General features: G+C 39.0%; 27 protein-coding genes. 13 read left to right on the plus strand and 14 right to left on the minus strand.

Annotated elements, in window-relative coordinates; genetic code table 11:
- Positions 1–4 precede the first annotated feature (4 nt).
- Genes sdhA through sdhC form a run of 3 tightly spaced genes read right to left on the minus strand, consistent with a single transcriptional unit; the run spans position 5 to position 2619 of the window.
- A complete protein-coding gene (gene sdhA / locus GO593_RS02535; RefSeq protein ID WP_000500957.1) occupies positions 5–1840 on the minus strand; it encodes a succinate dehydrogenase flavoprotein subunit in 1836 nt (611 codons plus the stop codon).
- A 12-nt stretch (positions 1841–1852) separates the two neighbouring features.
- Positions 1853–2218: a succinate dehydrogenase, hydrophobic membrane anchor protein gene (gene sdhD, locus GO593_RS02540; RefSeq protein ID WP_000833672.1), complete on the minus strand. Its 366-nt coding sequence runs from the start codon at positions 2216–2218 to the stop codon at positions 1853–1855.
- Entirely contained in the window at positions 2218–2619 is a 402-nt protein-coding gene (sdhC, locus tag GO593_RS02545; protein WP_001984863.1) for a succinate dehydrogenase, cytochrome b556 subunit, read from the minus strand. The genes sdhD and sdhC overlap by 1 nt, the downstream gene beginning before the upstream one ends.
- A 953-nt stretch (positions 2620–3572) precedes the next feature.
- On the opposite strand from sdhC, the gene gltA reads away from it, so the two are divergent.
- Positions 3573–4847: a citrate synthase gene (gene gltA, locus GO593_RS02550; RefSeq protein WP_001287579.1), complete on the plus strand. Its 1275-nt coding sequence runs from the start codon at positions 3573–3575 to the stop codon at positions 4845–4847.
- A 69-nt stretch (positions 4848–4916) separates the two neighbouring features.
- On the opposite strand, the gene GO593_RS02555 is transcribed toward gltA, so the two are convergent.
- Complete coding sequence (locus GO593_RS02555; RefSeq protein WP_001984862.1) at positions 4917–5402, minus strand: DUF1289 domain-containing protein; 486 nt, start codon at positions 5400–5402, stop codon at positions 4917–4919.
- Positions 5403–5513: 111 nt separating this feature from the next.
- Here GO593_RS02555 and trhO point away from each other — a divergent pair, with 111 nt between their 5' ends.
- On the plus strand, positions 5514–6446 hold the full coding sequence (gene trhO / locus GO593_RS02560; RefSeq protein ID WP_000994655.1) for an oxygen-dependent tRNA uridine(34) hydroxylase TrhO: 933 nt from the start codon (positions 5514–5516) through the stop codon (positions 6444–6446).
- A 122-nt stretch (positions 6447–6568) separates the two neighbouring features.
- On the opposite strand, the gene GO593_RS02565 is transcribed toward trhO, so the two are convergent.
- Positions 6569–7093, minus strand: coding sequence for a YecA/YgfB family protein (locus GO593_RS02565; protein WP_001274941.1), 525 nt, complete (start codon positions 7091–7093; stop codon positions 6569–6571).
- Between the two features lie 75 nt (positions 7094–7168).
- A complete protein-coding gene (locus GO593_RS02570) occupies positions 7169–7375 on the minus strand; it encodes a PA3496 family putative envelope integrity protein (RefSeq protein WP_000099358.1) in 207 nt (68 codons plus the stop codon).
- A 358-nt stretch (positions 7376–7733) separates the two neighbouring features.
- On the opposite strand from GO593_RS02570, the gene rpoD reads away from it, so the two are divergent.
- The 6 genes from rpoD (at position 7734) to GO593_RS02605 (ending at position 14293) form a co-directional block, all read left to right on the plus strand.
- Positions 7734–9620 (plus strand): RNA polymerase sigma factor RpoD, encoded by a 1887-nt coding sequence (rpoD, locus tag GO593_RS02580; protein ID WP_001281941.1) that lies wholly within the window; start codon positions 7734–7736, stop codon positions 9618–9620.
- Between the two features lie 97 nt (positions 9621–9717).
- Positions 9718–10005 (plus strand): YbeD family protein, encoded by a 288-nt coding sequence (locus GO593_RS02585; protein ID WP_000887099.1) that lies wholly within the window; start codon positions 9718–9720, stop codon positions 10003–10005.
- 183 nt (positions 10006–10188) lie between these two features.
- The gene (gene lipB, locus GO593_RS02590) at positions 10189–10842 is read left to right on the plus strand and encodes a lipoyl(octanoyl) transferase LipB (protein WP_000050862.1); all 654 of its coding nucleotides are present in this window, start codon (positions 10189–10191) and stop codon (positions 10840–10842) included.
- Positions 10843–10922: 80 nt separating this feature from the next.
- Positions 10923–11456 (plus strand): hypothetical protein, encoded by a 534-nt coding sequence (locus GO593_RS02595; protein ID WP_000626048.1) that lies wholly within the window; start codon positions 10923–10925, stop codon positions 11454–11456.
- Position 11457: 1 nt separating this feature from the next.
- The gene (locus GO593_RS02600; RefSeq protein WP_001118410.1) at positions 11458–12642 is read left to right on the plus strand and encodes an iron-containing alcohol dehydrogenase; all 1185 of its coding nucleotides are present in this window, start codon (positions 11458–11460) and stop codon (positions 12640–12642) included.
- Positions 12643–12907: 265 nt separating this feature from the next.
- Positions 12908–14293 (plus strand): APC family permease, encoded by a 1386-nt coding sequence (locus tag GO593_RS02605; RefSeq protein ID WP_000183443.1) that lies wholly within the window; start codon positions 12908–12910, stop codon positions 14291–14293.
- Positions 14294–14331: 38 nt separating this feature from the next.
- Here GO593_RS02605 and GO593_RS02610 read toward each other — a convergent pair whose 3' ends face one another.
- Complete coding sequence (locus GO593_RS02610) at positions 14332–14892, minus strand: flavodoxin family protein (RefSeq protein WP_000071875.1); 561 nt, start codon at positions 14890–14892, stop codon at positions 14332–14334.
- A 117-nt stretch (positions 14893–15009) separates the two neighbouring features.
- Here GO593_RS02610 and GO593_RS02615 point away from each other — a divergent pair, with 117 nt between their 5' ends.
- Complete coding sequence (locus GO593_RS02615) at positions 15010–15390, plus strand: winged helix-turn-helix transcriptional regulator (protein ID WP_001002019.1); 381 nt, start codon at positions 15010–15012, stop codon at positions 15388–15390.
- 49 nt (positions 15391–15439) lie between these two features.
- Here the strand turns inward: GO593_RS02615 and GO593_RS02620 are convergent, their stop codons facing one another.
- The 7 genes from GO593_RS02620 to rplU all read right to left on the minus strand — a co-directional run bounded on the left by GO593_RS02620 (position 15440) and on the right by rplU (position 21260).
- Positions 15440–15913 (minus strand): tRNA (cytidine(34)-2'-O)-methyltransferase, encoded by a 474-nt coding sequence (locus GO593_RS02620; RefSeq protein WP_000582207.1) that lies wholly within the window; start codon positions 15911–15913, stop codon positions 15440–15442.
- Positions 15914–15989: 76 nt separating this feature from the next.
- On the minus strand, positions 15990–17363 hold the full coding sequence (cysG, locus tag GO593_RS02625; protein WP_000350913.1) for a siroheme synthase CysG: 1374 nt from the start codon (positions 17361–17363) through the stop codon (positions 15990–15992).
- A 67-nt stretch (positions 17364–17430) separates the two neighbouring features.
- Entirely contained in the window at positions 17431–18702 is a 1272-nt protein-coding gene (gene serS / locus GO593_RS02630; RefSeq protein ID WP_000566834.1) for a serine--tRNA ligase, read from the minus strand.
- Between the two features lie 118 nt (positions 18703–18820).
- Positions 18821–19609, minus strand: a complete 789-nt coding sequence (locus GO593_RS02635; protein WP_001177773.1) for an RsiV family protein — start codon at positions 19607–19609, stop codon at positions 18821–18823.
- Between the two features lie 127 nt (positions 19610–19736).
- The gene (gene lolA / locus GO593_RS02640) at positions 19737–20432 is read right to left on the minus strand and encodes an outer membrane lipoprotein chaperone LolA (RefSeq protein ID WP_001056756.1); all 696 of its coding nucleotides are present in this window, start codon (positions 20430–20432) and stop codon (positions 19737–19739) included.
- Positions 20433–20672: 240 nt separating this feature from the next.
- Positions 20673–20930: a 50S ribosomal protein L27 gene (gene rpmA, locus GO593_RS02645; RefSeq protein WP_000201632.1), complete on the minus strand. Its 258-nt coding sequence runs from the start codon at positions 20928–20930 to the stop codon at positions 20673–20675.
- Between the two features lie 18 nt (positions 20931–20948).
- A complete protein-coding gene (rplU, locus tag GO593_RS02650) occupies positions 20949–21260 on the minus strand; it encodes a 50S ribosomal protein L21 (RefSeq protein ID WP_000271409.1) in 312 nt (103 codons plus the stop codon).
- Between the two features lie 96 nt (positions 21261–21356).
- Between rplU and GO593_RS02655 the strand changes: the two genes are divergently transcribed.
- From GO593_RS02655 to GO593_RS02670, 4 genes are all read left to right on the plus strand, one after another.
- The gene (locus GO593_RS02655; RefSeq protein ID WP_000667118.1) at positions 21357–21656 is read left to right on the plus strand and encodes a hypothetical protein; all 300 of its coding nucleotides are present in this window, start codon (positions 21357–21359) and stop codon (positions 21654–21656) included.
- A gap of 47 nt (positions 21657–21703) precedes the next feature.
- Entirely contained in the window at positions 21704–22681 is a 978-nt protein-coding gene (gene sdsA, locus GO593_RS02660; RefSeq protein ID WP_000234081.1) for an All-trans-nonaprenyl-diphosphate synthase, read from the plus strand.
- A gap of 14 nt (positions 22682–22695) precedes the next feature.
- Entirely contained in the window at positions 22696–24756 is a 2061-nt protein-coding gene (locus GO593_RS02665) for a site-specific recombinase (RefSeq protein WP_000547886.1), read from the plus strand.
- A gap of 184 nt (positions 24757–24940) precedes the next feature.
- Positions 24941–25567 carry a phosphatase PAP2 family protein gene (locus tag GO593_RS02670; protein WP_002004370.1) on the plus strand — a complete coding sequence of 209 codons (627 nt, stop codon included), beginning with the start codon at positions 24941–24943 and terminating at the stop codon, positions 25565–25567.
- Positions 25568–25569 lie beyond the last annotated feature (2 nt).

Raw genomic sequence — 25569 nt, forward strand, 5'->3', positions numbered from 1 at the left:
CCGATTAGAATGTACGTGGTGCTGGTGGAATTGGATCAACAGTTAACGGCTTGAAGCGCACTGGCTTATATTCCAAACGGTTATCTGATGAATACCATAAAGTATGTTTCATCCACTCATCATCACGGCGACCGTATGAATAAGTTGGGTGATCAGCTGGTAATTCATAATCAACTACCGTATGCGCACCACGACATTCTTTACGCGCAGCAGCTGAAATTAATGTAGCTTTTGCAACTTCATATAAGTTTTCAACTTCAAGCGCTTCAACACGTGCAGTGTTAAATACTTTAGATTTATCTTTCAAGTGGATGTTACGCACGCGTGGTTCAAGAGCAAGAATCTCTTTAACACCCTTATCAAGCAATGCTTGAGTACGGAATACACCTGCGTGGTCTTGAACGATATCACGAATTGCATCAGCAACTTCTTGAGCATTTTCGCCAGAAGTTGATTCATCCAATTTACGTACACGAGCTAAAGTTTGCTCTAATACATTTGTTGGAAGCGGCGCATATTCATCACCATGATGCTTAGTTACGTAATCGATAATGTGCTCACCAGCAGCCTTACCAAATACAACCAAGTCAAGAAGTGAGTTAGTACCTAAACGGTTCGCACCATGTACTGATACGCATGAACACTCACCGATTGCATAGAAACCTTTTACAGGTTTAGTGTAGTTGTCTGTACCAGGCTCTGGTAAGCACACTTGACCATGCATATTCGTAGGAATACCACCCATTTGATAATGGATTGTTGGTACTACTGGAATTGGTTCTTTAGTGATGTCCACGTTTGCGAATTTTTTACCAATCTCAAATACAGATGGTAAACGCTTCATAATTGTGTCAGCACCCAAGTGAGTCATATCAAGCAAGATATAATCACCTTTTGGACCACAACCACGACCTTCTTTAATTTCTTGGTCCATAGAACGTGATACGAAGTCACGCGGAGCCAAGTCTTTTAAAGTTGGTGCATAACGCTCCATGAATGGTTCGCCGTCTTTGTTACGAAGGATCGCACCTTCACCACGACAACCCTCAGTCAACAATACGCCTGCGCCCGCAACACCTGTAGGGTGGAATTGCCAGAATTCCATATCTTGTAATGGAATACCAGCACGAGCAGCCATACCAAGACCGTCACCAGTGTTGATATAAGCATTTGTTGATGCACGGTAAACACGACCAGCACCACCAGTTGCAAATAATGTTGCTTTTGCTTGGAACACTGCAATGTTACCAGTTTCTTGGTCAATTGCAGTTACACCGAGTACATCACCTGCTTCGTTACGGATCAAATCAAGAGCGATCCACTCAACGAAGAATTGAGTACCCATTTTCACGTTGCTTTGATAAAGCGTGTGCAATAAAGCGTGACCAGTACGGTCGGCAGCAGCACAAGCACGTGGAACTGGTTTATCACCATAGTTTGCAGAGTGACCACCGAATGGACGTTGGTAAATTGTACCATCAGCGTTACGGTCAAACGGCATACCTAAGTGTTCAAGTTCATAAACAACTTTTGGCGCCTCACGACACATAAATTCGATTGCGTCTTGGTCACCTAACCAGTCAGAACCTTTTACTGTATCGTAAAAGTGGAAATGCCAGTTATCTTCTTGCATGTTACCTAACGACGCACCAATACCGCCCTGAGCAGCAACTGTATGTGAACGTGTTGGGAAAACTTTAGTAAGTACTGCAACTTTCAAACCTGCTTGAGCAAGTTGGTAAGATGCACGCATACCAGAACCACCACCACCAACGATAACAGCATCGAAAGTGAGGTTTTGAATATTTGAATAATCTTCTTTAGGGTTTATCGCGCCCATGATATCTTCCTATCAATTCGCCCAGAAAATCTGGATACCCCAGATTGCGTACACAAACACTGCAATAATGACAGCCGTAGTCAGTACAAGGCGTAAACCTTTCGCTGAAGGACCCATTTGACGAGTAGTGACATAGTCAGTAAAAACCTGCCACATACCAATCCATGCGTGTGCGATAAGCGACAAAATTGCCAATAAAGAGAAAATCTTCATTGGTAATGTCATCATGAAGCCAGCCCATTGTTGATAGTCAAATCCGCCTTTGCAGAGGATCCAACCAAAAAGAACAACAGTATAAGCTGCCAATACCACAGCACTTACACGCTGGATAAACCAATCACGAGAACCTGAACCTGTTAAACCTGTAGCACTTTTCATTAGAACATAATCCATACAAAGGCTGCGATAATGGCTACCACAGATAAGATCAATGAAATTGTCGCTGCAATACGACCGCTTTGCAGTTCTTCAGCAAAACCTAGATCTGCAAGCAAATGCTTAACCCCAGCAATAAAGTGGAAAATCAAGCCGGCTACAAATACCCACACAACAAAACGTACGAGGATATTTCCAAAAACGACATTTTTAACGTAGTCAAATCCTTCTGGTGAAGATAATGATTTATCTAGGATCCATAAGAGAACTGGTACTAATAAGAAAACGATGACACCTGATAAACGGTGTAAAATTGATGCAATAGCCACGGGTGAGCGTAAATTTACCGCTAACACCTGACCCATGGACAAATTGACAGGTCTGTTGCTTTTCACAGCGGGCATCCTGTAGGTAGAAACTCCGACCGGAGTTTGTTGAATTAATTCCAAGGAAAGCTGGCATTGTTAGGCAAGCACAGCTCATGCCTAACCTATAAACGACACTGAATTATAAAACGCGAAATATCAAAATACAAACAATCGACTTTGGCTTTTCCGCAAAAACTCATCAAATAAGAATCATTCACATAGCCAAACAGCATCCTTCCCTATCCCGAAGTTAAGATTAAACAAAACATGTGCTTGTTTAATCTCATCTTTTATAAAAAATTGCTTTTCTACAGTTTTATTTAAAATAAGTGCATTTTAGACTAAAGATAAAGTTAATAAATCATCAACTCAAGACAAAAATATAAATAAAACTACTTCTTACCTGCTAATTTTATTCGGTTTTATCTATAAAGAGGGATTATCCGTATTTATATCAAAAGAAATAAAGTGCTACTTGACTGTTAACAATGATCACTATTTTTACAAAAAATGAGTTTTAATTTTTTCTAGACCGTTCAATGAGCTATTTTTTAAACAATTAAACTTAAAAAAAAGACAACTTTTGGAATTATCAAATAGTGATAATGTGGCGATTTTTGAATCACAATTTAAAATTACAGTCTGAGTTTTATGATTTTTTTAATCGGATTGGCATTTTATAACGTTACCCTATTCTTAATTTTTATTTAAAAATTTGCTTACAATTGTACTCACGCTTCATTTTTTTCTGCACGTTCTTCTTGAATTGACTTATGATACCATCCCGATGCAGTGATTTTACTGACTTTTTTTGCTCGGGTCTTGATGACTAACTCTCTGTGGGAACGTCATTTTTTATCCATAAGTATAATTGACAAAATTTCAGTACTCACTAATCTTATAGCAAATTTTGACACCGTCTGATTCGCACATGAGAAAATTAGGATTTCGAGTCAGATAATCATTCACCAGGACAGGAGATCTATTGAATGTCTGAAGCAACTGGCAAAAAAGCCGTATTACATCTTGATGGCAAAGAAATTGAATTACCAATTTACAGTGGCACATTAGGTCCCGATGTAATCGACGTTAAAGATGTATTGGCCTCAGGTCACTTTACTTTTGATCCTGGTTTTATGGCGACAGCTTCATGCGAGTCTAAAATCACATTTATCGATGGTGACAAAGGTATTTTATTACACCGCGGTTACCCGATTGACCAGTTAGCGACTCAAGCAGACTACCTTGAAACTTGTTATTTATTATTAAATGGCGAGTTACCAACTGCTGAACAAAAAGTTGAGTTCGATGCGAAAGTTCGTGCTCATACTATGGTTCATGATCAAGTTAGCCGTTTCTTCAATGGTTTCCGTCGTGATGCTCACCCTATGGCAATCATGGTTGGTGTAGTAGGCGCATTATCTGCTTTCTATCACAACAACCTTGACATTGAAGACATCAACCACCGCGAAATTACTGCGATTCGTTTGATTGCTAAAATTCCAACGCTTGCTGCTTGGAGCTACAAATATACTGTAGGTCAGCCATTCATCTATCCACGTAATGACTTAAATTACGCGGAAAACTTCTTACACATGATGTTTGCAACTCCTGCAGACCGTGACTACAAAGTAAACCCTGTTCTTGCTCGTGCAATGGATCGTATCTTTACGCTTCACGCTGACCACGAACAAAACGCGTCTACTTCTACAGTTCGTCTTGCTGGTTCTACTGGTGCGAATCCATATGCGTGTATCTCTGCTGGTATCTCTGCTCTTTGGGGTCCTGCACACGGTGGTGCGAACGAAGCAGTTCTTAAAATGCTTGATGAAATCGGTAGCGTTGAAAATGTTGCTGAGTTCATGGAAAAAGTTAAACGCAAAGAAGTTAAACTTATGGGCTTCGGTCACCGCGTTTACAAAAACTTCGATCCACGCGCTAAAGTGATGAAGCAAACTTGTGACGAAGTTCTTGAAGCATTAGGTATCAATGATCCTCAATTAGCGCTTGCTATGGAACTTGAACGTATTGCATTGAACGACCCGTACTTTGTTGAACGTAAACTTTACCCTAACGTAGACTTCTACTCTGGTATCATCCTTAAAGCGATTGGTATCCCAACAGAAATGTTTACCGTTATCTTCGCTCTTGCACGTACAGTTGGCTGGATCAGTCACTGGTTAGAAATGCACAGCGGTCCTTACAAAATTGGTCGTCCTCGTCAGCTTTACACTGGTGAAGTGCAACGTGACATCAAGCGTTAATATTCGAAAGAATATTAATGTAAAAAAGCTGCCTAATGGCAGCTTTTTTTTATAAATAAGTTTTAAAAGTTATTCTTCTTCAAACATATTTAATAAGTGATGACTAATACCATCAGCTCTTAGCCAAGCCAACTCATAACTTGCTTTGGCCAAAGCTAAAATACGTCTTTCAAACTCAGTCCATACTTGTTTAACTTGCGCTTCTGAAATCCCTAAACCACTGTCATGAGCTAAATGCTTATTCTTTTCACATATTTTTAAGGCATGGTAGAGTTTACGCCCTTTACTCGCCCCTTCCATTAACCTGACACGTTTACCTAATATAAATCCTTCTACATGCTGTAGATTCGCCTGCGGCAACATAGGTACCAAAATCTGATCCAATTGATCATCTAAACGCTTCCAGACAGCTAAACGCTGCTCTGCCGTATAGGTATTCCATTGAATTACTTCATGGTTAAAGCGGCGACAACCACGACATACCTGATCACCAAAAACTGTTGAACAACGCCCTGCACATGGGGTGAGAGAGAGCATTCGATGATCACTACTCAAAACAGACTCCTTAAATAAACCATATACTTTTTATGGTTTTCTCGCTTATTACGAATTTTCGCGCTAAAATATGCGCCTTAAATTTCTATCTTAATACATTTGGAGTTTTCCATGAACGCTACTGTAGAACAGCTTGCACCTGTAGAACAGCAAGCGACCGCGGGTTGGGTTGTTGCAGCACTATATCAATTTAAAGAAGTTCAAGATCCAGCTGATCTTCAACAACGTCTTTTAGACTTAGTGAAAACAATTAACCTTTGCGGAACTCTGATTGTAGCAGGTGAAGGAATTAATGGCACCGTTGCTGGGGACCGTGAGGCAATTGATACGATTCATCAATTTTTGTTAAACGAAGGTTTTAACGCTATGGAATATAAAGAATCCCATAGTTCTGACAAACCTTTCCGTAAAATGAAAATCAAGCTTAAAAAAGAAATCGTGACTTTAGGCGTTGAAGTAAAACCTCGTGATTTAGTGGGTCACTATCTTGATCCTAAAGAATGGAATGAGCTTATTGCACGTGATGATGTGATTCTAATCGACACACGTAATGACTATGAATATAAAGCCGGAACTTTCAAGGGGGCGATTGACCCAAAAACAGAAACTTTCCGCGAATTTCCTGAATATGTAAAAAAAGAGTTAGAACAACATAAAGATAAGAAAATCGCGATGTTCTGTACGGGTGGTATTCGCTGCGAAAAATCAACTTCTTTACTTCTTCAAGAAGGCTTTAAAGAGGTTTACCACCTTAAAGGCGGTATTCTTAAATATTTAGAAGAAACTCCTCCTGATGAAAGCCTTTGGGAAGGCGAATGTTTCGTATTTGATGGACGTACTGCTGTAACGCATGGTGTTGAAGAAGGTGCAAACATTAAATGTCATGCTTGTGGCTGGCCTTTAACTCCTGAAGAGTCTGCGCTACCAAGCTATGAACATGGTGTTTCTTGCTTGTATTGTATTGATAAAACCACTGAAAAACAAAAAGCTGGTTTCCGTATGCGCCAATCACAAATTGCTGCCGCTAAACGTAAACGTCTATAAGATTTAATAGATTTTCAAAAAAGGCATTTAGTTTTCTAAATGCCTTTTTTAATTCATATAGATAAATTCTGACAATAAAAAACGCCCTAGAAAGGACGTTATTTATTATTTCTTCTAATAAATTAATTTGGAGTATGGTACATCAAATATAACTCATTCAAATTATCTGGGATTTCTTCTGCCAGTTCATCCATTAACTGTCCATTGCGACGGAAAGATTCCATCTGTGGATCTTCTTCATCAATTCCGCTAAAAACCATGATCGGTAAAGTCAAATCAACCAATTGTTCTTCATACTCAGGGGCAAACCATGCCTCTTCGTTTAAGAACATTGCATCAACAAACCCTACACTCCAATCACCTAGGCTTGATTCAACGTCAGCTTCTTCAACTTCAAATGGAAATTCAATCCCATTTTCATTTGCTAAATCTTGACGAATCGACTCTAGCCAAACCTTGATTTGTTGAATAATTTCAGCCGGAACCTTTTTCTGGTTACCTTCGAACAATTCATCTAACCAACGGTCAAACTGAGGACCTACTGCAATTGCACACAAAAATCCATGAGTTGCAGCAAAGTCTAGACCATACTCATTGTGGTCTCCATCTAGATATTCACTTAATTGGTCTAAATCTAATGCACTCATTGTGTGTTACCTGACTTTAAAAAGAAATTGACGATAGCATAGCACTTAAGCTGACGATGCCCTATTTAGTTTTGATTAGTCTTCGTCATCAAGATCATCATCGTCTAAATCATAATCGAAATCTTTTAACTCACGCTCTAAACGGCGCTGTGCCAATAGATCATCAATTAATCTACGTTTTTCCAACGATTCTTTTGCACTGATTTTGCCTGATGACTCATCAAAACCGACATCATCATCATCGCCGTAGTTATCATCTAGTTCAAAATCTGTAGAAGACACTAAAACTACCTCATAATGAAAAAATGTGAATGGGTCTAGCCGCTATTTATCTGTCTTACTTTTCCTTGTCAAGTTTTATTTATATTTTTTTCATTTAATTGCTCATTTGTACTTTTTTTCACCCAAAAAATTGTGTATTTATAAAACAGAACAATCTTTTGATAAGCGAAGATTTCTACAAATTTTTCTATGATTTAACCTTGAAAAAAATGATTTTAGCCCAATATTCAAAAAATAGTCGTGAATTCAAAGATATTTTTTATTTAACGGTCACCGATCAAAGCCCAAACATTTCAAGCAAATTGTGCTATCATGCACGGTTTTTCACTGCCACAGATTCAACAAAGAGTAAGCAAAGATGAGCGATATGCATTCCCCTACTTCTCAAGTAGCGGCTCTGATTAGCCGAGGCAAAGAACAAGGTTACTTAACTTACGCTGAGGTTAACGATCATCTGCCGGACTCGATTACTGAAAGCGAACAGATTGAAGACATCATCCAGATGCTTCAAGACGTTGGTATTCCTGTACACGAGCGTGCACCTGAATCTGACGATACCATGTTCGGCGAATCAGCTGATGCAACTGATGAAGTTGCTGAAGAAGAAGCTGCTGCCGTACTTGCATCTGTTGAAAATGAGCCTGGACGTACGACAGACCCTGTACGTATGTACATGCGTGAAATGGGTACAGTAGAACTGTTAACCCGTGAAGGTGAAATCAGCATTGCTAAACGTATTGAAGAAGGCATTCGTGATGTCTTGAACTCAATCGCTTACTGGCCAAATGCTGTTGAAGTTGTATTAAAAGAATATAATGATTTTTTAACTGGCGAACGCCGTCTTGCCGATATCTTATCTGGTTATTTAGACCCTGAAACTGATGAAGATATTCCTGAAGTTTTAGAAGACGTTGAAGAGCTTGAGGAAGAAGACGAATCATCTACAAAGTCAACGAAAGAAGTTAAGCTTGATGATGACGATGAAGAAGAAGAGTCTGAAGGTGATGATGATTCTGAAGGTGATTCAGGTCCAGACCCTGAAGTTGCAAAAGTTCGTTTTGCTGAATTAGAAGCTGCATGGGCTCAAACTAAAGCTGTCATTGAAAAACATGGCCGTAATAGCCCTGAAGCAAATGAAGCTCTTGAGTCTTTAGCAACTGTATTTATGATGTTTAAATTTACTCCACGTTTATTTGACATCATTTCAGAAATGATTCGCGGAACTCATGAACAAATTCGTGCCAATGAACGTGAAATTATGCGTTATGCAGTACGTCGTGGCCGTATGGACCGTAACCAGTTCCGTACATCTTTCCCGAAACAGGAATCTAATCCTGCTTGGTTAGATGAACAAATTGCTAAAGCTCCAGCTGAAATCAAGGCTCACTTGGAAAAAGTTCGTCCTGATGTTTTAGCCTTCCAGCAAAAAATTGCAGATATCGAAAAAGAGCTTGGCCTAAACGTTAGTGAAATTAAAGATATTTCTAAACGTATGGCAATTGGTGAAGCCAAAGCTCGTCGTGCGAAAAAAGAAATGGTAGAGGCCAACCTTCGTTTGGTAATTTCGATTGCGAAAAAATATACCAACCGTGGTTTACAGTTCCTTGACTTGATTCAAGAAGGGAACATTGGTTTGATGAAAGCTGTAGACAAGTTTGAATACCGTCGTGGTTATAAATTCTCAACTTATGCGACTTGGTGGATTCGTCAGGCAATTACCCGTTCTATTGCCGATCAGGCTCGTACAATTCGTATTCCTGTACACATGATTGAAACGATTAACAAAATTAACCGTGTATCGCGTCAATTATTACAGGAAATGGGCCGTGAACCTACTCCTGAAGAGTTAGGTGAACGCTTAGAAATGGATGAGGTTAAAGTTCGTAAGGTTCTTAAAATTGCGAAAGAACCAATTTCAATGGAAACTCCAATCGGTGATGATGAAGATTCGCATCTTGGGGATTTTATTGAAGACCAGAACATCACTTCTCCAATTGATGCTGCGACTTCAGAAGGCTTAAAAGAAGCAACTCGTGAAGTTTTAGAAAACTTAACTGAACGTGAAGCAAAAGTATTGAAGATGCGTTTTGGTATTGATATGCCAACCGATCATACTTTAGAAGAAGTAGGTAAGCAGTTTGATGTAACACGTGAGCGTATTCGTCAGATTGAAGCAAAAGCATTGCGTAAATTACGTCACCCTTCTCGTTCCGAACACTTGCGTTCTTTCCTAGAGAATGACTAATTTTTGAAATCTTGAAATTTCGAGACTAGTCCCCATTTAATAGAAAGAGCTATAAACGCCTGCGATGATGCAGGCGTTTCACATGATGAGGTTACTTATGTTAGACCGCACTCCATCTCGCGAACTCCGTGAAGACCTTTGGGTATTTCCAATGGACTATCCAATTAAACTCATTGGCGATGCGGGTGAAGAATTACGTATAGCTGTCGTTGATATTCTAGTGAAACATTTTCCTGACTTTGACCAAACAACGTTAAAAGTACAAGAATCACGTACAGGCAAATACCATTCATTAACCGCGCAATTACGCTTTGATGAATTGGAACAAGTGCATGCTTTATATGCAGACTTGGCTGCTTGTCCGCAAATAAGAACTGCGCTTTAATTTTAAAATGCCATGACAATTTTAATGTCATGGCATTTTTATTTATACCAATCTTTATAGAAATAATTACAAATATTTAGAACCGTTTAGGCAAAATACTTTAAACTCATCAAAAGCATACTCTCATAATTTAAAGTTGAGAGACTTCCCTTCTGTTAAGTACCATGCACAGGAAAATGTTTAATGAGCCTTGATAAACCCACTTTGATTATTCGTCAGTGGAACGATTTACAAGATTATCAAAGCAAATTCGAATCGATGAAGAACCTGACCAATCAACGTGATGAAAATACAGCAGACGAGCTGTGGTTACTCCAGCATCACAAAGTACTAACTCAAGGTCAGGCAGGAAAACCAGAACATATTCTGATTCCATCAAACATTCCTGTGGTACAAACTGACCGTGGTGGACAAGTGACATGGCATGGTCCTGGTCAACTCGTCGCTTACTTTATGTTTGACCTTAATCGACTGAAATGGAATGTACGCACATTGGTCAGTTTTGCTGAACAATTTATGATAGATGTTTTAAAGAAATATAACATTGAAGCATATGCAAAACCTGATGCACCAGGCGTTTATGTGGATGGCAGAAAGATTGGTTCATTAGGCTTCAAAATTCGCCGTGGACGTAGTTATCATGGTTTAGCCCTAAACTTAGACTGTGCTCTAACTGGTTTTCAAACCATCAACCCATGTGGTTATGCAGGGCTAGAAATGGTCCGCATACAAGATTTAGTGACTCCATATCCATCATTTGAACAACTTTGTCAGGACTTTATTGAGTATATTAAAGCTACTGGGTACTTTAATGACCCAGAAGTCAAAATTGAATAAATGATTTTGAGATGGAATAAAAATATATTAGAGTAATTACTCTAAATTTGCTTTTGCATAATTTTAAGAAGGGATAGCAAGTGATTTCGACAAAAGCTGTAAAGCCCACTCTGCAACTTGCCTACGTTAAGCTCATGATGGACGTTGTTGGTCGAGGCTTAGTCATGGCGAGTCAAGTAGATAGTGAAATACAAGAGGAAGTGTCTAAATTTCCTGTTCACTTTGTACTTTCAATGAATGTCTTCCCAAATGGACCAGCATTTTTTGCACGAGTGACAGAAGATAAACAATTAGAACTGCTGAAAAGAGCGGAAAAAAAGCCTGATTTAACCATTACGTTTAAGCATGTAACTCATGCTTTTTTGGTTTTCTCTTTTCAGGAAAGTACTGCTCAAGCCTTTGCAAATGACCGTATGATTGCTGATGGTGATGTATCCGCAGCAATTCGTTTAGTTCGCTGCCTCAATAAAATGGAGTCTCTCATTTTACCGAAATTGGTGGCTTCACTCGCTGTTAAAGAATACCCAACTGAACTTACCCTAAAAGAAAAATTCAACCAAGCTGCAAATATTTATTTAAAAGTAGCTAAGTCTTACTTCAAGCGGAGCGCATAACATGGCTAAACCATATTACGAATTCTTTTGTCCTGTAAAAGTCATTGCCGGTAATGCTGCTTTAGAACATATTCCGTTTGAACTTGCGACTTTAGGTGCAAAACGCCCTCTTATCATTACCGATAAAGGCGTTCGTGCAAATGGCTTGTTGAACCCTATTGAAGCTGCTTTTAGCACAACTGATGCAGTCATTGGTCATGTTTTTGATGATGTTCCACCAGACTCAAGTCTTGAAGTTGTTCGACTTGCCGCGGAAGCTTATCGCACAAATAAATGTGATGCGATTATTGCTGTGGGCGGTGGTTCTGTTATCGATACCTCTAAAGCAACTAACATTTTAGTATCAGAAGGTGGAGATGATCTTCTTCAATATTCTGGTGCACACAACCTACCAAAACCATTAAAACCATTTTTCGTCATCCCGACTACATCAGGTACGGGATCTGAAGTGACCATGGTTGCTGTTGTGTCTGATACACAAAAGAATGTTAAACTGGCATTTGCTTCATATTACTTAATGCCACATGCTGCGATTTTAGATCCACGCATGACATTAACTTTACCACCTCACTTAACTGCAATGACGGGTATGGATGCGTTAACACATTGTGTTGAAGCGTACACCTGTATGGCAGCTAACCCGCTTAGTGATGCCTATGCAAGTGCAGGTATTAAAAAAATTAGCGAAAATCTATTTAATGTCTTAGAAAATCCAAATGACTCACAAGGTCGTTTAGAACTTGCACAAGCTTCTACAATGGCAGGTATCGCATTCTCTAACTCGATGGTAGGTCTTGTACACTCATTAGGACATGCATTAGGTGCAGTTGCTCACCTGCCCCACGGGCTGTGCATGAACTTATTCTTACCTTATGTGCTTGAGTACAATAAACAAGTCAATGGTCAGAAAATTGGCGAGTTGCTATTACCACTTGCAGGTGCCGATATTTATGCCCAGACTCCTGCTACTCAGCGTGCAGACAGAGCAATCGCAACTATTTTAGCAATGCGTGATCGTTTATTTAGCTTAACCAAATTACCACGTACCTTACGTGAAACAGGTAAAGTTACTGAAGCACAGCTTGATGAAGTGGCAGAGAAAGCACTAAATGATGGCTCAATTATTTATAATCCTAAAGAAGCAAGCTTAAAAGATCTACGAGAGATCTTACAAAAAGCTTGGTAAGTTAAGATTTAGATATCTAAAGCAAAAAGCTAAAGGTCTGATTTTTATGACAAATCAGACCTTTTTTATATCTATGAATTTTTATTCATCATTTTCTTTGGAAATATGGCAAAAAATTTGCTAAAAAATCCACGAAAGTACTGACAATTTGCATCAATTTAGGATAGATTGGCGCACTTTATCTTTTATGTAGGGGGGATCGTTCGTCTCAAACGATCCTTAACACCAAGCTGATCCTTGATCAACGATTATGAGGATAACGCCGTTGACAAACTTATCTGGGACTAAACCAACAGCTAAACTTCAAAAGAATCTTGTGCTTTGGCACATCATTATTATTGGTTTAGCTTATATTCAGCCATTAACTTTATTTGATACTTTTGGTTTAGTATCAGAACGAAGTGGTGGACATGTACCTACTTCTTATATCTTTGCCTTAGTTGCAATTTTATTGACGTCGATCAGTTATGGACACATGATCAAACGCTATCCTTCTTCAGGATCAGCATATACCTACGCCCAAAAGTCAATTCACCCTAATGTTGGTTTTATGGTGGGTTGGTCATCTTGGCTAGACTATCTACTTTCACCACTCGTCAATATCATTTTGGCCGATATTTATTTAAGAGCTTTATTTCCAGAAGTAAATAATTGGCTATGGGTTATTGGCTTAACTGCATTAATGACTGTGATTAACTTATTTGGCGCACGCTTTGTCGCGCGTTTTAACAGTACAATTGTGGTTATTCAACTTGGTGTTATTTTTTACTTTGTTTATCAAGTATATATTCTCCTTACCCAAGGCGTATATGCTGATGGTACGCTTAATCCCGATAAAGCCGAATTATGGTCATTAACTCCTTTTTGGAATGATATGACTTCTATTAGTGCTTTGATTGGTGGTGCAACAGTACTGTGCTTTTCTTTTACAGGTTTTGATGCTTTATCTTCACTTGCAGAAGAAACTAAAGATGCTGAAAAAACGCTTCCAAAAGCGATTTTCTCAACAGCATTGCTTGCAGGTATTATTTTTATCGTAAGCACTTACTTTATCCAGTTGTATTTCCCTAGCAACCCAAACATCTATTTTAAACCGTTAGATGAATCACAACCTGTTATGGTTGCAGCAATTGGCAGCATTGCATTTAAAACATTAGTTTTATATTTTGCTGTAGTTGCAGTAATGGCATCCGGTATTTCAGCACATGCTGGTGTATCTCGCTTAATGTATGTAATGGGTCGTGATGGGGTTATCAATAAAAAGTTGTTTGGTCATATTAGCCCAAGATTGCATACTCCGACTTACAACATTCTTATTGTTGGTGTGGTTGCATTATCTGCTGGCTTTTTAGACCTTGAACATATTGTTAACTTAATTAGTTTCGGGGCCTTAACTGCTTTTAGTTTTGTAAACTTCTCGGTGATTTCGCGCTACGCGCTGAGAGATGGTAAAAACAAATCTATCAAAGATATTATTAATTACATTATTGTACCAACGCTTGGCTTTGCTAGTGTGTTCTTAATGTGGTTAGAAATTGACAAGCTTGCTTTGCAAATTGGCTTAGCTTGGGCAGTGTTTGGGGTAGGTTATCTTGCCTATAAAACCAAAGGCTTTAAATATAATGCTCCTCAACATAATGAGCATGAATAATAAAAAAGGCGCTTAAAAGCGCCTTTTTTATGGACTCATTAACCATATATTTTATTTACAATGGCTTGTACACGTTTTGCATAAACTTTAGCTGTTTCCAAATCCCCTGTTGGGACTTCATCTACACTTGCATCCGAAGGCGATTGAACTAAAAGCCCTACCGAACCGCCTAAGTTATTTACATCTTCACGTGTTGCATCTTTTGTATTCGCTGGCAATAAGCCCAGACTCACCCAAATGCCACCATGCTGTGATGCTAAAGTTTGCAGCTGGATAAGCGTAACTTGTTTATCCCCATTTAAACTTGCACTATTCGTAAAGCCTGCAAATACTTTATCTTGCCAACCACGTGTGAACCAAACCTTTGAAGTTGCATCAGCAAATTTTTTAAATTGCCATGGTGCTGTACCCATATAGGTCGGCGCACCAAACACAATACCTTTTGCATTATTCAATGTTTCCCAATCTTGCTCAGTGATATTACCTTCCTGATCAATCTGGATAAGTTGAGCATTAATTTCATTAGCAAAAGTTTCAGCCACTACTTTAGTGTGGCCATAACCTGAGAAATATACAACCGCAATATTAGAATTAGACATGGAAGAAAACCTATGTTTTATTAAATTCCATTTAATGATATATTTTAGATACTAGGTGTCAATTAGTTACTAACTGGTAACTATGGTAATTTTTTAAGAAATTAGCAGGTAAAAAGTATGAATGAAGGTCTAAAATATAATGTTTTTCAACAACATTGCCCTGCTCGTTTATTTTTTGAAAAAATTGCAGATAAATGGGTTTTATTGATTTTAAATGTGCTTGAAGAGGAAACTCAGCACTTCAATTTGCTCAAAAAGAATATACAAGGCATCTCTCCTAAAGTCTTATCACAAAAACTAAAGATGCTAGAAAGAGATGGTTTTATTGAGCGTAAAATTCAGAATACGTCTCCTATTCGTGTTGATTACTCACTCACTTCTCTGGGGCAAAATGTCGCTTCAATGGCGTTCCAATTAAAGGAATGGGCCGAAACCAATATTGAACAGGTTTTAGCAGCCCAAATGACTTATGATGAAAAAGTGCTAGAGCAAGCTTGAATAAAAATAAGGCCACTAAGGGCCTTATTTTTATTTAGTACTTAAGAAATTAACCTAATTTTTTAAAGCCTTGCTGACGCCATGCTTCATATACAATTACGGCAGTTGCATTAGATAAGTTTAAACTTCTTGAGTTTTCTGCCATTGGTAAACGAATCCATTGTTCTTGAGGGAACATCAGACGAACATGTTCAGGCAAGCCGCGTGTTTCTGGCCCCATCAATAAAGCCACAGGTCTATTTAAATCAACTGTATGAGGCGTAGCAGAACCTTTCGTAGTTAAAGGAAAAACATGCTCAACACCTTTTGCTTTTAAGTCCGCAAGACAAAGCTCTATGTTGTCCCAAATTTGCATTCTTGCCCATTCATGATAATCAAGCCCTGCACGTTTAAGCTTTTTATCATCAAGTTCAAAGCCTAAAGGCTTAACTAAATGCAATTGAGCGCCTGTATTCGCGCATAGACGAATAATATTACCTGTATTAGCAGGAATCTCTGGCTCGTATAGAACAACATGAATCACTTAATTACTCACTTAAATTACTTATTGGTTAGCTCAGGCAATAATTACATCTCTTTTGCAGATATCAATAAGCCTACTAATTCCACTGTAACTGTTCACGCAAACGTACAACCTCACCAATAATTGTGAGTGTCGGCGCATGAATTTGATGTTCTGTCACTTTAGATGCAATATCAGCAAGTGACCCCACCACAACTTTCTGTTCAGGTGTCGTACCCTTTGAAATTAATGCAACTGGCATATCTGGACGTTGTCCATGCGCAATCAGCTGCTCACAAATACGCTCTAATCCCACCAACCCCATATACAGTACTAATGTCTGGTTTTCGTATACCAGTTCGTTCCACGGTAACTCAGGAGAACCTTCTTTTAGATGGCCTGTAAGAAAGCGGACACTCTGGGCATAATCACGATGGGTAAGCGGAATACCTGCATAAGCTGAACAACCTGACGCAGCAGTAATACCGGGAACAACTTGAAATGGGACGCCAGCTTGGAATAACTCTTGGATCTCTTCGCCACCACGGCCAAAAATAAAAGGGTCTCCCCCTTTTAAACGACAAACACGTTTACCTTTTTTCGCGTAGTCAACCAATAATGCATTAATACCTTCTTGAGGAACACTATGGTTAGAACGCGCTTTACCAACATATATTTTTGTTGCGTCTCGACGGCACAATTCTAAAATAGGTGCAGAAACAAGACGGTCATAAATGACCACATCAGCTTGCTGCATTAAACGTAAAGCTTTTAAAGTAATGAGTTCAGGATCACCTGGACCTGCACCCACCAAATAAACCTCGCCTTTAGGTGCTTTCCACTCCTGCAGTGCTTGTTCAAGCATGCTATCGGCAACATCTAGATTGTCATTAAAAACTTGTTCTTTTAAGGGGCTTGCATACAAGTTTTCCCAAAATATACGGCGCTCATCTGGATTAGAAATTTTTTCTTTAACCTGATTGCGCCATTTTCCTGAAAACTCAGCTAACTTGCCCATGCCATGTGGAATAGAGGTTTCTAACTGCGTACGGATTTGACGAGATAGAACAGGAGATGTTCCATTTGAGGCCACAGAAACAATTAATGGAGATCGATCAATAATCGCAGGCACCATAAAACGACAATGTGGAATATCATCGACGCTATTTACAAGTAAATTGCGTGCTTCACACTGCTCAAAAACTATTTTATTTACTTCTGCATCATTGGTCGCTGCAATAACTAAACGATAGGGTGTACTTAAAAATTTTTCAGCAAAAGCTTCAATAAACGGCTCGCCGCCTGTTGTTTTAATTAATTGCAGAAGCTGATCTTCAATTGCAGGAGCAACAACATCAATTATTGCTCCTGCCTTAGCTAATAAGGTTGCCTTGCGTAAAGCAATATGCCCTCCGCCCACAATCAGACAACGTTGCTGCTGCAACTTCAAAGAGATTGGAAAAATATCCACCTTAAACCTCTACATCAATCATCTGACTATGTTTAAGCAAAAACCATGCACAATTTAGATGCAAAGCTTAATCAATAAACGTTGCACCACCCATATATGGGCGTAATACTTCTGGAATCTCAATTGAACCGTCTTCGCGTTGGTAGTTTTCCATTACTGCAAGTAAAGTACGCCCTACAGCAAGGCCTGAACCATTTAGAGTGTGCACCAATTCGGTCTTCTTCTGATCCATACGGTAGCGTGCTTTCATACGACGTGCCTGGAAATCACCCATATTAGAGCAGCTTGAAATTTCACGGTAAGTATTTTGACTTGGAACCCAAACTTCTAAATCATAAGTTTTAGTCGCACCGAAGCCCATATCACCACCACAGAGCAAAATTTTGCGGTAAGGCAAACCAAGCGCCTGTAAAATGCCCTCAGCATGTGCAGTAAGCTCTTCAAGTGCCTGCATAGATGTTTCAGGCTTAACGATTTGCACCATTTCAACTTTGTCAAATTGGTGCTGACGAATTAAACCACGTGTATCACGACCATAAGAACCTGCTTCACTACGGAAACATGGAGTATGAGCCGCATATTTTAATGGTAAGCGATCTGCATCAATAATTTCATCACGGACAAAGTTAGTGACTGGAACTTCTGCTGTAGGGATGAGGTAGTATTCTTTTTCACCTTGAAGTTTAAATAAATCTTCTTCAAATTTTGGTAACTGACCTGTCCCACGTAATGAATCAGCATTTACCAAATAAGGCACATACGCTTCGGTATAACCATTCTTTAAAGTATGGGTATCGAGCATAAACTGAGTTAAAGCACGTTGTAGACGCGCTAAAGGCCCCTTCAACACACTAAAACGTGAGCCTGTGAGTTTAGTGGCAGTTTCAAACTCTAGTCCACCCATCCACTCGCCTAAATCAGTATGATCTTTGATTTCAAAATCGAACTGACGAGGTGTACCCCATTTTGAGATTTCAACGTTATCATTTTCATCTTTACCAGCTGGCACAGATTCGTCCGGCAAGTTAGGAATGCTAAGCGCTTTTTGCTCAATCTCGTTTTGTAGCTCTGATAAAGCAACTTCGGCAGCTTTAATTTCATCACCAATGGCTTGCATACGTGCCATGATTTCAGAAGCATCACCACCGGATTTTTTAATCTGACCCACTTGTTTAGCACCAGCATTTCGCTCTGCCTGTAACTTTTCAGTTTTTGATTGCAAGTCTTTACGGCGAGTCTCTAAAGATGCCCATTCTTGAACATCTAACTGAACACCACGTTTTGCCAAAGCTGCATTAACGACTTCAATATTATTTCTGAGTAACTTAGGGTCGATCATAATCAATCATAATATGGGTAAAAAACTGGCTATAGTGTAAGCCCTTAACACTAAAAAATATAGTGATCATCTTCATAACGAATAGCTTTCACACAATTCTTAGAATAGATCTTATATTTTATAAGTTATAGTTCGGTACACTCGGTAAATACTCAGGTTTAATATATTTAGCTGCTTCAAAATATGGCAAGGTTAATTCAGACATACCTTCTGCATAAGAAGCTAATTCATAAATTGGATAGACAAAAACAATCCCATTTGCACCATAGTAGAAATTATCACTTAATTGCAGTTTTTCGCGGCTAATATTGTGCTCTTGAAGCCAATTAGTATTTGCATCAAAAAGTGCATCAACCAACTGTTTTTCAACATCTGGCTTAATAAGTTCTTCAACGGTAATGTGCTTTTTATTTAGCAAGTCAAAATTTACAAACTCTTGATGTGACATACCATGTGCTGCCCCCGCAGAGTATGAATATGTCTGGAATGCAAAGGTTGCAAGGTTATAATTTTGCCCTAAATAACGGACATAGATTGCACTCTGACTTGAGCTCGGCTCCCCTTCTGGTACCTCAACAGGTTTATCAGCCAAATTTGCAAAAGCATTCGGGTCTGCTTTCTTTATACGGTTCGTAAAATAATCATTAATCCATTTTTGATTGGTCTGTACGGTCTGAAAATCATATTCAGTGCAGCCGTCTTCAAGACAAACTTTTGGTTTTGGCAGCTTTACCGGAACAACTTTTGCTTGAATGACAGGGACTTCAGCTTGCTTTTGCTCTTTTACTGAAGCACTAGAAGCCGGTTGTTCATCTTTAGCCGTAGATTTTGGCTGACAACCGCTCACCGCAACCATGGCAGCTAACATTGGAAGAATGAAAATAGTTTTTTTATCGTAAAGTTGCATGTTAATCCCCGTAAATTCACTCCTACCACTATACAAAGCGTAGGTTTAAGACGGGGTTAAAAAATGTATCTAGGCTTGATATATAAAAAGAAAGCCATCGTAAAGATGGCTTTCTAAATAATCAGACTTATTGATCAATAATATCGGTACCTTTCGGAGGCGTAAAATTGAAAGTTGAAGCCGGAATTGAGGCATTTACTTTAACATTCTTGAAACGAACATAAGTTGTTTGACCTAAAGAATCTTGCAATACCATGAGTGTAGGTGCTTTGTTGGCACCAAAACTAATCGTTAAGCTTTGGAAAGCGCCATCTTCTTTTTTAGGGAATAAAGTGAAATATAACTTAGATTTATCTGGCTGAGTTACCCGGTAAGACTTCATGATTTGGTTAGTATTACCAGAAAGTAATAAAGCCGGTGTATCAGCGACCTGATCATCTAGGCTTTGGCGCACAGCCTGTTGCAGATCAGGATCATAAATCCAGACTGTTTTTCCACTTGTTACAATAGTTTGCTTAGAGGGACTTACAGTTTCCCAATAAAATTTCCCCGGACGTTCAACTTTCATTGAACCTTTAAATGTCTGGTTCATATGCTGAGCACTTAAGCCTTTTTTCTGTGCTACAGTTTTTGTATTCGCTTTCGTTATCTGTTCAAAATCGGCAGTCAAACGCTGTAAGCCTGATAACTGATTTACCAAGTTCCCAATTGCCTGTTGCTCCGGTGCTGCTACGGGTGCAGCGAACGCTGTAGTACTCATTACAGGAGCAAGCACTGAGGCGCTGAGTGTAATAGCACACATGGTTTTACGAAGCATATTCATGTCATCACCTTTTTAGTTGCTGTAAGATAACTTGCTAGCCTTTCAATTAATCCAGCTAAACAAGCTCTTCATTCAAGACTTATATTAACCGACAAACTTTGTGCTAATCATTGAGAAAATAAGATATTTTGTTATGTTATTCATGTTGTTTGTAGAATTTCATTCATCATCATGAAGACAATATTGATGTATTTCCATAAAAAAAGCCCACAAAATGTGGGCTTTTTCTTAAGCTAAAACTTAAACAGTTTCAACTTTTACGTAGCGACGGCCAAATTGACCTTTCACTTCGAATTTTACTACGCCGTCAGCAGTAGCAAATAAAGTATGGTCACGGCCCATACCAACATTTGCACCAGCGTGGAATTCTGTACCACGTTGACGAACGATGATGTTACCAGCAGTTACAGTTTGACCACCGTAAACTTTAACACCTAACATTTTTGGGTTTGAATCACGACCGTTCTTCGTCGATCCACCGGCTTTTTTAGTTGCCATGTCTCTTACTCCTCGTGATTAGCCTGAAATACCAGTAATTTTCAACTCAGTAAACCATTGACGGTGACCTTGTTGTTTACGGTAGTGTTTACGACGACGCATTTTGATGATGCGGATTTTGTCGTGACGACCATGACCAATCACTTCTGCAGTTACTTTAGCGCCAGCTACAACTGGAGCACCGATTTGAATGTTGTCACCGTTTACAACCATTAATACATCATCAAATGTAATAGTTGCGCCAGATTCAGCCTTCAATAATTCAACTTTAAGGGTTTCACCCTCAACTACACGGTGCTGTTTACCACCGCTTTGGATTACTGCGTACATAACGTACTCCAATCAGCCCGTGTCGTCGTGCCGATAAAGGGATATATCGATCTTAAAACGAACGCCACTGGGGTTATACAAGGCGACAGATTTTAAGTGAAATTTGATCAAACGACAAGTGCTTTATCTTTAACTAAGCAACAGAAGCCATCATTCTTACATAATAAAAATAGCTTCAATTTGATTTTAGTACTTTTCATTGATTCTGAATGGAATTTAAAATACAGTTCCAAACACAACTTGCAACAAGAACAAGCTGTATTCATGTTGACGTTATTAAAATTTATTGTTTTGTCGGAAACACATCGTTTTGCCGAAATAAAGAACAAAGAACTCTTCATGAACATACAAATGATTAATATCAATTGCTTGTTTCCCTGTTTAATGCACTTTTAATTGATACACTAACGCCACTTATCTACCAATACGGGGTTTTTCTTCATATGGTCATCGATTTTAAGCAAGACATTCTCGCTCCTGTTGCTACAGACTTTGCTGCGATGGATCACTTGATTAATGAAGGAATTAGCTCAAAAGTCGGCTTGGTCATGTCAGTGAGTAAACATGTAGTTGAAGCTGGCGGCAAACGTATGCGCCCAATCATGTGTTTACTTGCAGCACGCGCTTGCGGCCTCGACAATATGCAAAATGCACAGCGTCTGGCAGCTATTATTGAAATGCTTCATACCGCAACTTTAGTGCATGATGATGTAGTTGATGAATCTGGACTTCGCCGTGGTCGTCCTACTGCAAATGCAACATGGAACAATCAAACGGCCGTATTGGTTGGTGACTTCCTTATTGCCCGCGCTTTTGACCTTTTGGTTGATTTAAACAACATGACCTTATTAAAAGACTTCTCAACAGGTACATGTGAAATTGCTGAAGGTGAGGTATTACAGCTCCAATCTCAGCATCAACCGGATACAACCGAAGAAACATATTTAAAAATTATTCACGGGAAAACTTCTCGTTTATTTGAACTTGCAACCGAAGGTGCAGCTATTTTAGCTGGGCAAGAAGCTTACCGCGAACCTTTAAGATTATTTGCAGGTCATTTCGGAAATGCATTCCAGATTATTGACGATATTTTAGACTACACTTCAGATGCTGAAACATTAGGTAAAAATATTGGTGATGATTTAATGGAAGGTAAACCGACTTTACCGTTAATTTCAGCATTAGCACATTCAACCGGTGAAGAGCATGCCATTATTAGACGCAGTATTGCGACTGGTGGTGTTGACCAATTACCTAAAGTGATTGAAATTGTGCAAAAGTCTGGTGCTTTAGACTATTGCCAGCGCCGTGCCCAAGAAGAAACAGAAGCAGCACTGCAAGCCTTATCAATCTTGCCTGATACACCTTATCGTCAAGCGTTGATTAATTTAACTCGGCTTGCATTACATCGAATACAATAGATATTATTTTGCCTATGCATATAAATTTTTCAGAACATTTTTTTAAAATCCAGAAACAGCTTGAAAACCCTCAAGCTGTTATTGACGAAAATATTCTCATTGACCTGGTCAATGCTTTACGGCCATCCGATCCCCAAGATACGGATGAAATAGAGCAAAAAATACAAGCCTTTATTGATAGCCTATTACTTACTCCTACCGCTCCAGCCCTTTTACAAACCTTTTTATTACGCCTCATTAATCAATATAAGCAAGTCAGCTTATATGCAGATAGCGGTATTTTGTCTTTAGATGGCTTCTGGAACCAGCTTGGGCAAAGACTTGGCGGCCATTTTCTGCCACTTATTGAAGATGCAAGCCAGCTAAAAATTCTGATTGGAAAAATTTTCTATTTAGAAAGTGATTCAATCTGGTTAAACAATGTTGATGACAAGGATTGGGCAACTTTGTTCGGACTTATTGGGCAAAGTAACAGTAATGTCGATGAAAAGCATGCCATTCAGCGAGAAATGATTAAGGCAATTACTGTCTTATCTTACCGTATTAGTGGTATCGGTCTTTATCCTGAATTTATTAACGCTCAACCTGAATTAACCGAATATGAATCGCCATTTTTGGTACAAAACCGTGAAATTATTGAGTTTATAGAGAAGTACAAAAAACAGGATATTTCCAGCAACGACATTGCTGTGCTTCCACCACCTGATGCCTCTCAAGCATTTGTAATGCTAGAGCAGTGTCGAGACGTCGTTTTAAAAATACGTCGAGCGACCAAAAGAATCGGTGTTAGTTTAAGTTTGACCTATCTTTTGTCTTTACTTGAACAGTGTTTAGATCGGATTGAATTATTACTCTATCTAGTTGTAGACGATAGCGAGGGACGCTACGTTTCTTTAGGAAACTTAATTTCAGACTTAACTAAAGCACATTATAGTGAAAAAAGTGTCCGCTCGTTACTCAGCACGACCAGTGAGCTTATTGCCTTTCAAGTCACAGAGAATGCAAGCCGTACTGGCGAACATTATGTAAGTACAGACACCAAAGGCTTTTGGGGCATGTATAAAGCCGCTGCTGGTGCAGGTGTGATTATTGCCTGTATGGCCTCATTAAAAATTCTTGCTGCACGTATGACTATGGCTCCGCTCATGCAAGCCTTTACGTTCAGTATGAACTATTCACTTGGCTTTATTCTGATTCATGTATTGCACTTTACTGTTGCAACAAAACAACCCGCAATGACAGCCGCTGCCCTCGCTGCAACTGTACAGCAACGTAAAGGCTCTAAAACTGCACAAATTGCAGAATTAGCCGCACTTATTATCAATATTATTCGAACTCAGTTTATTGCTATTTTGGGTAATATCTCGATTGCAATTCCTACTGCCGCTCTTATTACCTTTGCTTGGCAGTTCTATCTTGATGAGCCTTTATTAACTCATACCAAGGCAACTTATCTATTACACAGCCTAAACCCTTTTACGTCATTAGCCGTTCCGCATGCAGCGATTGCTGGGGTGTGTTTGTTTTTATCTGGCCTAATTGCGGGCTACTTCGACAACATGGCAGTTTATAGAAAAGTAGGACCCCGTTTAAAAGCACATCGACGTTTAAGAAACTTATTTGGACAAGAACGCCTGAACCGTTTTGCAGAATATATTGAACGTAATTTAGGGGCGCTCGCAGGTAATTTCCTATTTGGCGTAATGTTAGGAAGTATGGGAACAATTGGCTTTATTTTGGGCCTACCTCTAGATATTCGTCACATTGCTTTTGCTTCAGCGAACTTCATTCAAGGTTTAATGACTATTAATGGTAGCCCTGATATTGGCTTGATTATAGTTTCATTTTTAGGCGTACTCTGTATTGGTCTCACCAACTTATTTGTGAGTTTCACACTCACTATTATTGTGGCATTACGTGCACGTCGAGTTCGCTTTGAACAATGGAAGCCATTAGCTAAACTGGTCATGACCCATTTTCTTACCCGACCAAGTGACTTCTTTTGGCCACCGAAACAGCCTCTAGAATTAGAAGAAAATGCCCAAGCCAATAGCGGAAAAAAAGCAGAACATTAAATGTTTTGCTTTGTACACAAAATGTGATGTCCGTCAATTTTGTTGTGATTGTTTTTCCAAATGTTAAAAAAATTTCAAAATGAATTTACGATGATCTATCAGGCTTGAAAAAAAGTGTACTGGCAAGTACACTTTCAACGGCGTTCAATAGTGAAAAACTATATGAATAAGCAAAGGTGTGTTTATGCCCTATCTATTGCTTTGTATTGGTTGCGTTTTTTTAGGATTAGGTGTTCTTGGTCTTTTTGTACCAAGTCTTCAATCTTTGGACTTGCTCACCGTTCAAACATTGAGTCACCATCGTTTAGATTATCTTAATACTATAACCACCTTTCTTGCACGCGTAGGCGGCATGCCTTTTGTATGTTTTTTATCCTTTCTAGTATGTATATATTTAGCATGGTATAAAAAATATATTACTGTTATTTTCATTAGCTTGGGAGTTATTGGCAGTATCACCATGGGTTGGCTGCTCAAGTGGTGTGTTAACCGGCCTAGACCTCCTGAGGCATATCATATTGTTGAAAGTTACGGTGCATCGTTCCCAAGTGCACATAGTGTTTATGCATCAACACTGGCTTGTCTGGCAATGATTATGTTATGCCATAAGCACAACATTAACTCTCCTTATATTGTTTTGATCTCCTGTCTTTGGTTTGTGTGTATGGGGCTTTCAAGAATATATGCAGGAGTTCATTTCCCAACAGACGTACTCGCTGGTTGGGGCATTGGTTTTATTTGGATTGCACTGCTTTGGCTCTGGTTATTACAAACACAAAGTAGGTTAAGTAGAAAACAAATATATTTTTAGAT

Source organism: Acinetobacter baumannii (assembly GCF_009759685.1).
Classification (GTDB): Bacteria; Pseudomonadota; Gammaproteobacteria; order Pseudomonadales; family Moraxellaceae; genus Acinetobacter; species Acinetobacter baumannii.